Source organism: Bacillus sp. CHD6a (assembly GCF_001293645.1).
GTDB lineage: Bacteria > Bacillota > Bacilli > Bacillales > Bacillaceae_I > Sutcliffiella_A.
On the sequence record NZ_LBMD01000021.1, the window covers coordinates 74879 to 84289 of the forward strand.

The 9411-nt window shown below is 40.0% G+C and carries 7 protein-coding genes and 1 riboswitch; of the genes, 2 read left to right on the forward strand and 5 right to left on the reverse strand.

The annotated features are described in order from the left end of the window. Positions 1-127: 127 nt before the first annotated feature. Positions 128-1123 carry an NADPH:quinone oxidoreductase family protein gene (locus AAV98_RS15015; protein WP_082380915.1) on the reverse strand — a complete coding sequence of 332 codons (996 nt, stop codon included), beginning with the start codon at positions 1121-1123 and terminating at the stop codon, positions 128-130. A gap of 167 nt (positions 1124-1290) precedes the next feature. Here AAV98_RS15015 and AAV98_RS15020 point away from each other — a divergent pair, with 167 nt between their 5' ends. Further along, a complete protein-coding gene (locus AAV98_RS15020; protein ID WP_060666360.1) occupies positions 1291-1884 on the forward strand; it encodes a TetR/AcrR family transcriptional regulator in 594 nt (197 codons plus the stop codon). A 103-nt stretch (positions 1885-1987) separates the two neighbouring features. On the opposite strand, the gene AAV98_RS15025 is transcribed toward AAV98_RS15020, so the two are convergent. The 4 genes from AAV98_RS15025 to AAV98_RS15040 form a co-directional block, all read right to left on the reverse strand. Continuing rightward, positions 1988-2989: an ABC transporter permease gene (locus tag AAV98_RS15025; RefSeq protein ID WP_156317798.1), complete on the reverse strand. Its 1002-nt coding sequence runs from the start codon at positions 2987-2989 to the stop codon at positions 1988-1990. After that, a complete protein-coding gene (locus AAV98_RS15030; protein WP_060666361.1) occupies positions 2979-4496 on the reverse strand; it encodes a sugar ABC transporter ATP-binding protein in 1518 nt (505 codons plus the stop codon). Before AAV98_RS15030 ends, AAV98_RS15025 begins: the two co-directional genes overlap by 11 nt. A gap of 60 nt (positions 4497-4556) precedes the next feature. Beyond that, a complete protein-coding gene (locus AAV98_RS15035; protein ID WP_060666373.1) occupies positions 4557-5669 on the reverse strand; it encodes a sugar ABC transporter substrate-binding protein in 1113 nt (370 codons plus the stop codon). A gap of 265 nt (positions 5670-5934) precedes the next feature. Next, positions 5935-6040, reverse strand: a riboswitch (SAM riboswitch). A gap of 135 nt (positions 6041-6175) precedes the next feature. After that, positions 6176-7846, reverse strand: a complete 1671-nt coding sequence (locus AAV98_RS15040) for an alpha-glucosidase (protein ID WP_060666362.1) — start codon at positions 7844-7846, stop codon at positions 6176-6178. A 224-nt stretch (positions 7847-8070) separates the two neighbouring features. Here AAV98_RS15040 and AAV98_RS15045 point away from each other — a divergent pair, with 224 nt between their 5' ends. Further along, the gene (locus tag AAV98_RS15045) at positions 8071-9315 is read left to right on the forward strand and encodes a PD40 domain-containing protein (RefSeq protein WP_060666363.1); all 1245 of its coding nucleotides are present in this window, start codon (positions 8071-8073) and stop codon (positions 9313-9315) included. The last annotated feature ends 96 nt before the right edge of the window (positions 9316-9411 follow it).

Genomic DNA, 9411 nt, shown 5'->3' on the forward strand with positions numbered 1-9411 from the left:
TTATTATTATCTCAAATTTCCATTATTTTCACAATAAGTTATTTTAATTACATTCGTTGTACCGAATCCACTCTCTAATTTCTACAAGAAAAAACTTACCTTAAGAAAAGGTAAGTTTTTTCTTGTTTTAGATATTTAAAGTCACAACTGTTCGTCCTTTTACTTTTCCTTGTAGAATTTCAGATAATGTGTTGGGCAACTCTCTTAACGATACTTCATTCTCTATTATCCCTATATCATCTGGCTTAAGGTCCGTTGCCATTCGATTCCATAAAGCTTCCCTAATGTCTTGTGGACAATATACAGAATCTATTCCCAACAAATTGACCCCCCTAAGAATGAAAGGGAAAACGGTTGTTGGTACTTCTGTACCTCCAGTTAAACCACTTACTGCGACAGATCCTCCGTATTTCATGTTGCTTAAAATGGAAGCTAATGTCTTACCGCCGACAGGATCCACTGCACCTGCCCATAATTGCTTTCCTATCGGCCTAACTTTTTCTGGTGTTACATCTTGGCGAGATATTACTTCTTTTGCGCCTAATTTCATTAAAAAATCATATTCAGATTCTTTACCTGTACTTGCAACTACATGATAATGACGTTTAGCAAGCATTGAAACGGCCATACTCCCTACCCCGCCCGTTGCTCCAGTAACTAAAACAGGACCTTTTTCAGGTGTTAATCCGTTTTTCTCCAACTGATGAATGGATAAGGCTGCTGTAAATCCCGCAGTCCCAAAGGCCATAGCCTCTTTTAACGTTAAATTTTCTGGCAATGGCACTACCCAATCTCCAGGAACTCTCGCATATTCACTGTAACCACCATAATGAGAAACACCTAACTCATAACTCGTTACAATGACTTTATCACCTTCCTTATAACGATAGTCAGTTGAAGAAGTGACTATTCCTGCCAGATCAATTCCTGGAACAAAAGGATAGGACTGTACAATCTTTCCGTTTGGAATAGATGCTAAACCATCTTTATAATTTACGCTTGAGTAATGTACTTTTATCGTCACATCTCCGTTAGGTAAGTCATCAAAAGATAATGATTCTACATTCATAGAGAAATTTTCTTCCGTTTTATTCACTACAAGAGCATTAAAATTACTAGACAATGTAAGATTCCCCTTTCAATTGAAATGTTTTCTTAAATACTACATGTATCATAGTATATTTTATTCTGACCGGTCAACTTATTTTATCTGGTCAGTATAAAATGCTTAAGTATCATCAAAATATTTTATATAATGTATTTAGGTTAACAATGAGGAGACTTGATAAGATGTCAAAAAAAGCGGAACAAAGACGCAAACAAATATTAAAAGCTGCCTTTCAAGCTGCATCTGAGAAAGGTTACGAATCAGTTACACTGCAAGATATTGCTGATTATGCAAATGTTAGCAAAGGAGTAACAAACTATTATTTTGAAAATAAAGCTGATGTTTTTGCTCAATTACTTGAGTGGATTACGACAAGAATTTATGAAAAAGAAGCTAGATTTGTTGATGAAAAAGAAACAGCAATTGAAAAGTTAGAAGCTTATATAAATCAGGTCTTTATCAGTCCTGAAGAAAATAAAACTTTCTACCGAGTGTATTTAGACTTCTTAGCACAGATGAAAAATAATGATCGTTATAAAGCAATTAACCAACAATTTTACGAAAACTGTTGGTCTATTGGAAAGAATATTATTTTACAAGGGGTGGAAGAAAATGTGTTTAGGGTAGATAATATTGAACAAACTGCCATCAGTATCCGTTGCATGATTGATGGTAGCTTAATTCAGTGGTTAATGAGGGATGATGATAGCTTACATCATTACTACCGTACTATTTGTTATAATTCCATTCTTCAAATTCTACATTATAAAAGATAATCAGGAATTGTAATAGGAAAACAACTTTAAAGAGCGTTAACACATTACTAGTTAACGCCCTCAAACTTGCTTTTGCCACCTCAAATTCTGACACACTATAGAATTATTTCTGCTTATAATATGTAATTCCGAGCGCAAAGGCAAGCACAAGGCCTTTGACAATATCCATCGCATAATAGGGAACAGACATCATGACAAGGCCGTTTTGCAGAATACCGATTAATACTGCACCGATAAATGTCCCGAACGCATTCGGTTTGCCTGCTCCTAGTACGGCAAAACCTATGAACGCTGCTGCTACAGAATCCATTAAGTACGGGGTTCCGGCATTTATCTCTGCTGTCATGATCCTCGAAGCCAGCACCATTCCGCCGATCGCCGCTAATAACGCAGAAAATAAATATGCCGCTATTTTGTATTTATTTACGGCAATACCCGAAAGCTTCGCCGCTTCTGCATTTCCACCGATGATGTACATAAACCTTCCATGCTTCGTGTAGGTGAGGAAAATATGAACCACCACAACTATCAATAACATGATGACAATGATCCAAGGGACCTGACCAAATTTTTGAAATAATTGGCTGATGGTTCCCGTTGCAAATGTTCCGTCAGACATGACCATATTTTGCGAAATAGTAGAACCTTTTGTATAGGTCAAAGCGATTCCCTGAATGATGAACATAGTCGCAAGGGTCATTAGCATATCAGGAATTTTCAACTTTACTATCATAAAAGAATTGAAAGCACCTACTAACAGTGCTGCCGCTACAGCTGAAAAGACTGCAACTGCCGTATGTTGCGAAAACCAGACAAACATGGAGATTACAATGGCATTGGATAGGGAAGCAACAGAACCTACGGATAAGTCGAAGCCATTTACAGTAAGGGAGATAGTAATGCCAATTGCGATAATTGTAACGATCGATATGGACCTTAGGATGTTGATAACATTATTGGATTGAATGAATGCAGGGTTTGCAAAGGCAAACACGGCAATCAATACAAAAATGGTTATGATGGTCCCGTATTTATATAAGAATTGAAATAATTCAAAGCGGAAAACCGGCTTTGCATTCTCTTGAATTTCTATGTCAGTTTTCATTACTTTGTCCCCCAGTTGAAAAATATAAAAGCTCTTGCTCATCTGTTTCTGTGGTGGAGAGCTCTTTTGTAATCTTGCCATCGTAAAGGACATACACCCTGTTGGTCAACCCGACAATCTCTGAAAGCTCCGATGAGGCGTAAAGGATCGCCTTACCACGTTTTGCAAGGGCGGCAATCAGATCATAAATGTCCCGCTTAGCTCCGACGTCCACCCCTTTTGTCGGTTCATCAAAGATGTAGATATCCGCATCAGAGACAAGCCATTTGCCTATCGCGATTTTTTGCTGATTTCCTCCTGACAGAGTGTGTACACTTGCATCAGATGATGGCGTTTTAATCCCTAAGGCTTGGATGATTTCCTGTGATTTATTCTTTTGCATTTTTTCATCAAGGAAATGTAATACCTTTGTGAACGCTTGAAGGTTTGCGGATACCAAGTTTGTTTGCACAGATTCGTGGAGGATGAGACCTTCTTTTCTCCGCTCTTCCGGGACAAATGCCATCCCGTTTCGTACAGCCGTTTGAGGATTTTTTAACTTAACAGTTTTCCCTTTGATTCGGATGGTACCATTAGTCTTTGGCGCATCCCCAAATAGCGCCTTGCACAGTTCTGTCTTTCCCGCTCCAACAAGTCCAGCTATTCCCACTACTTCCCCTGCTTTTACATGTATGCTTACATGTTTTACTATTCGATAGTCACTGAGCCCTTCTACTTTTAGAATGGTCTCACCTATGGTCGAATCGTGTTCGGGAAACTGTTGCTCCAGTTTCTGACCGAGCATCCACTCTATAATCTTTTCTTGGGAGAGATTAGCCACCATGTCCTGTTTCACTACTTGACCATTTCTCATAATTGTTATTTCATCACAAACCTCGATGATTTCTGGAATCCGGTGGGAGATAAAAATGATCCCAACCCCTTCCCCTTTTAATCTATTGATGACAGAAAACAGTTTCTCTGTCTCTCTGTTGCTTAGAGGTGCTGTTGGTTCATCCATAATTAAAAACTTACAATCAGTTGAAATGGCTCTTGCCAGGAGGACCATTTGCTTTTCTGCCAACGTAAGCGAGTTTACTAGACGCTTGGTTGATATGTTACTATCCAATTTTTTCAGGTGCGTTTCTGCTTTTCTATGTATCTCTCTCCAATGTATCCATTGCTTGTTCCCAGCGTGCTGCACCGTCTCTTGAAGCATGATATTCTCCGCTACCGTTAAAGTTGGAATCAATGCCGCATCCACTTCCTGAAAGACAATTTGTACGCCTGCCTTTTGGGAGTCAGTTGGTTTAGAAATGGATAGTCCTATGCCCCCAAGTTTGATTTCTCCACTAAAATGAGTGTACGCTCCAGCCAGGACTTTCATTAACGTCGATTTTCCCGCTCCATTCGCACCGATTAAGGCATGCACACTACCGGGTTTTGCGGTAAATGTCACCCTGTCCAAAGCTTTCACACCAGGAAAATCTATGGATATTTCTTTCATTTCAAGTGTTGTGTTGGTCATTCTGCTCCCCCTTTGTTCAAGCATACAAACACTCTCTCCTGATGAAGAGAGTGCCTTTCATTATTTTTTGTAATGCTCTTTCAACGTACTCATCCACTCTTCTAAAAAAGCATCGGACTCTCCCCAGCCCTCCACGACAGAAGTAAGGTTGCCCATGTTTACCGCTTCCCCTGATTGTTGTAGCTCCTCTTGAGAAATTAATGACGCTTCAAGATCATATGTTTGCGGCGTTTCTTCGCCAGCAAGTTTTTTCGCGAGCAGGCGGAGGTTTACAGCACCGATTAATTTCGGATCCACTGCTGCTGTATATCTCCAAGGACTTCCTTTTGCACTGATTTCCTGCAAGTCTGCATTGGAAACATCAATTCCATAAATCTTGATTTCTTCTCTGCCGGCCTCTTTTAATGCACGAGCTGCTCCGACAGCGAATGCATCCCATGTGGCAAAAATGGCATCGATGCTTCCTTTAGGATGTTTGTTCAACATTGCTGCAACCGCGTTCTGTGTTTGAACCGAAGTATCTGCCGCTGCGACCCCAAAGCGTTCCACTTCAATTAGACCAGAATTTTTCTCTAACGTTTCTTGGTACACATTGTTGCGTCGAACCATCGGTGGGAAACCGTCCACCCATAGATACACCACATTCGCTTCCCCGTTGAAATCGTTGACGAGTTGATCAAGTGCCAACTTTGCCAATTCCTCATCATCTTGCGAAGTTAACGTAACACCATTAATGTTGGCCAGGTCTCCGTTAGAATCAAAAGTGACTACTTCTTTACCACTATCTATAAGCTGCTGAACACCTTCCACAGTGGCAGCGTCATCTCCATGTGAAATAATGACCCCGTCATAATCTTGGTTTACAGTTTGATTTATAGCATCGTGGAATTTTGCACTATCACCATTTGCAGTAAACACATCCACTGTAAATCCAAGTGATTCTCCTTCCTCTTTCGCGCCAGCTAAAAATTGCGCAGTATGATCATCCCCGCCAATTTTACGAATCACCTTTATTTTTGCACCTTCTCCATCAGCAAACGTCTCTGGTACATTCTCAATCGGGCCAGTCGGCTTACTGCTAGCGGAAGTATCACCACCTGCGTTGCAGCCTGTAAGTAATAAAGCCGCTGTTGTTAACGCCACAATTCCCTTTTTAATAATGTTTTTACTCATCATTTGTACTCCCCTTTTTTGTGTAATTATCTTTCTTTAAAACAACTAAAGTATCTAGAATCTAAAGCTGCTAATTGAAGCATGGAGCAAAATCCTGTGGGAGATAGGACTAGATGGAGACCCCTATGCTTACTGTAGGCTCCAACAGCACCCTTTGGTAAGCGGAAATCAACGGCGGTGTTTGTGCAGACCCCTACAAAAACAAAAAAACCTCTCCAAGAAAGAGAGGTTTGAGTACTAATTGATAACAAAAAGACTTGTCCCTCTCTTATCTTTCAAAACATCACTGTTTTGCAGGATTTAGCACCAATTCCAAACGGAACGGTTGCTGGGCGTCATAGGGCCAGTCCCTCTGCCACTCTTGATAAGAGATCGAAATATTTAGTTTATTAAAAGAATTAAGTATTACTTTACCGCCTTAAAGGAGAGGTGTCAATGACTTTTTTAACAAAATTTTTCAAAAAGAAAAAGCCTCACCATTAAGTGAGACTTATCCAAGATATATTTTACTTTGCTAGCACGTATACACGAGTTTCATAAGGCTTCAATGTCAATTCAGACACACTATTATGAGCAGCAACTTCATAGTTTTGAAGACGAAGGTCTGCAGAATCGACCTCAAGTTCTTCAAGCTCTACTGTTACTTCTTCTTCACTCAAGTTACACAACACAACCGCTACCTTGTTATCAAGTGTTCTTGTATAACCGTAAACTTGTGTGTCATCTTCAAGGATCAAATTGTATTCACCGTAAACAAATAATTCCTCTTCTTTACGGATCTTGATCATGTCTCTGTAGAAGCTTATTACTGAATTTGGGTCGTTCCATTGCTTTTCCACATTGATGGTTTTGTAGTTTTCATTTACACCCATCCATGGAGTACCAGTGGTGAACCCGCCGTTTGGCTCCTCATTCCATTGCATCGGAGTTCGGGAGTTGTCACGGCCTTTAGCCCAGATGATTTCCATTACTTCTTGAGCATACTTTTCCCCTTTAGCACTCTCAATATCGTAAAGGTTCTTCATACCAACATCATCGTAATCGTTAATGCTATCAAATTTAACATTTGTCATACCTAATTCTTGACCTTGATAGATGAACGGAGTTCCTTGCATTAAGAAATACAATGCACCAAGGGATTTCGCACTTTCTACTAGGTACTCTTTGTCATTACCCCATGTGGAAACAGAACGAGCCTGGTCATGGTTTTCAAGGAATAATGCATTCCAGCCGTTTCCTTCTAACCCTTTTTGCCATTTCGTTAATGTTTTCTTTAGTTGAAGAAGATCTACGCCGCCTTCTGTTCCTTTTTCCCAAAGACCAAGGTGCTCAAATTGAAAAATCATGTTGAACTTTCCGTTCTCTTCTCCAACCCATTCATCTGCTTGGTTCAGTTTTACACCATTTGCTTCCCCTACCGTCATGATGTCATAGCGCGCAAACGTTTGCTCTTTTAATTCCTCTAGATGCTTTTGAATTCCATCCACATTCATCATGTAGTCAAAAGATGGAACATAATCTAATCCTTTTGGATTTGGCAAGTCTGGGAATCCTGGTTCTTTCTTGATGTGAGATATAGCATCCACACGAAAACCGTCAATCCCTTTATCTAACCACCAGTTGATCATATCGTACAATGCAAAGCGAACATCTTTATTTTCCCAGTTTAAGTCAGGCTGTTCTGTTGCAAAGATATGCATATAATATTGGCCAGTCTTCTCATCCAACTTCCAAGCCGGACCATTGAAAATACTTTCCCAGTTGTTCGGCTCTTTGCCTTCTTTACCATCTTTCCAGATGTACCAATCGCGTTTTGGATTGTCTTTAGAAGATGCAGATTCAATAAACCACTCATGTTGATCAGAAGTATGATTAATTACTAAATCAATGATAAGCTTCATGTCGCGGTTATGCACTTCTTCTAATAACTCATCAAAATCCGCCATGTTCCCGAAGTCTTCCATGATATCTTGATAATCACTGATATCATACCCATTATCTACATTCGGAGATTTATACATCGGACAAATCCAAATAACATCTATACCCATATCTTTTAAATAATCTAGTTTAGAGATAACTCCTCTTAAATCACCAATACCGTCCCCATTGGAATCCATGAAACTTCTAGGATATACCTGATAGGCAACTGCTTCTTTCCACCATATCTTTTTCAATCTTGATACACTCCCTTATTAACTACACTTCACTATGATAACGGTTGCACGATTGCGTAACCGTTTGCACAAATCTATAAAAAAAATATCACTTGGAATAATTCCACTACTTTACTATACCATCTTTTTCACTAATTTCAACTTAAATTCTCATTTTGTTTTATTCATGAAATGATGGTAGCTGGTAACACTAAGGGGTAGGAATATTTTAGGAGGACTTTATCATGAAATACTTATTGATTTCCCTATTGGCGATAACTGTTGTTTTCACACCTTTAACTAGTTTTTCTGCAGCAACCGAACAACCTAAAGTTGCTTTTACAAGATACCATTCCTTATGGTTGTTTGATGGGACGAAGGAAGTCCCCTTGCAAGAAAACATTGATGTAGGAAAATTCAGTTGGTCAAATGACGGCAAATGGCTTGTTTATGAAGCAAAACAGGTCGATCTGCCATCAGATTCTGAGGAATATGATATCTGGTTATATAATACTGAAACCATGAGTTCGAGTAAACTAAAAATTGCCGGGCATGATCCACAGTGGAATCCCGTCGACCATACATTTGCTTTTCTGACAGGGTCCATTCTATGTGTGGTGGAACTCACTTCCGGAACACCTATTATTCATCAGCTTACAGGTGGTGTATCTAGTTTCAATTGGGATGCGGAAGGTGTCAACTTAATTGCATCTGCCAGCGCTGCTTTGTTTCCTGATGGCTGGAGTCACCCAAGACTTTACGAAGTTCATTGGGGTGTAGAGAAAGAAGCACATGAAATGGATGTAAAAGTAACACCGCTTCACACGGTTTCGTCGCCTCTAAAATACGAGGACACTTCTATTTTAGCAGTAGATGTAGAGGATTTTTCTTGGTCTCATGACGGGAAAAGCTTAGCCATGGTGGTTACGCCTACAGCCTCGTGGTCAGCTGACAGCAATATGCTGAGTGTGTATGTAAAAGAGAACAAACTTTTTATTCCGCTTGGAGAAATGTTACTTGATCCCAACTGGATAAAATGGGCGCCGACTAAACCTCTTCTTGCCTCCATTCAGGGCGGCGGCAGGATGACCAGTGGCGATGTGAAAAATAAAGTGCTGATGACAAGTACCATCATCCCTAATTATAAAAAAGCACATACCCCAAACGGGTTTGCGGATGTAGATTTTGACTGGGTGGACGATGAAAAGATTGTGGTGGCTCGAGGGCGTGAGACCAGTGAAAGCTCTGAGAAATTTGTTTCTTCTTTATATTTGGTAGGCTTGAAGGAAAAAGAAGAAGCAGTTAAGATTCTGGAAACGCCAGAAGGTTATTCTGATGGAGAACCTGTAGTGTTGCGAGAGGGTTCATCGTTGACTTGGATCCGAGAAGATGCAGATGGCAGGAGGCATGTTTGGATGAGTAAAGTTGATGGTTCTGACGGTAGGATGCTTGTGGAGAATGTGTTTGATGTGGTTTGGTTTGGGAAGTGATTGTGAGGAATTCTATTGGACGGTTTTAGAGGATATGATTGGTTTTAGGGCGTAGAGAGGGGCTCTCTTTGACTGTTTTCATGATTTTGTTCGCAT

Coding starts and splice junctions, on each gene's coding strand:
- AAV98_RS15030 (WP_060666361.1), bottom strand. CDS start 4,496: ATGACCAACACAACACTTGAAATGAAAGAAATATCCATAGATTTTCCT.
- AAV98_RS15025 (WP_156317798.1), bottom strand. CDS start 2,989: ATGAAAACTGACATAGAAATTCAAGAGAATGCAAAGCCGGTTTTCCGC.
- AAV98_RS15045 (WP_060666363.1), top strand. CDS start 8,071: ATGAAATACTTATTGATTTCCCTATTGGCGATAACTGTTGTTTTCACA.
- AAV98_RS15020 (WP_060666360.1), top strand. CDS start 1,291: ATGTCAAAAAAAGCGGAACAAAGACGCAAACAAATATTAAAAGCTGCC.
- AAV98_RS15035 (WP_060666373.1), bottom strand. CDS start 5,669: ATGAGTAAAAACATTATTAAAAAGGGAATTGTGGCGTTAACAACAGCG.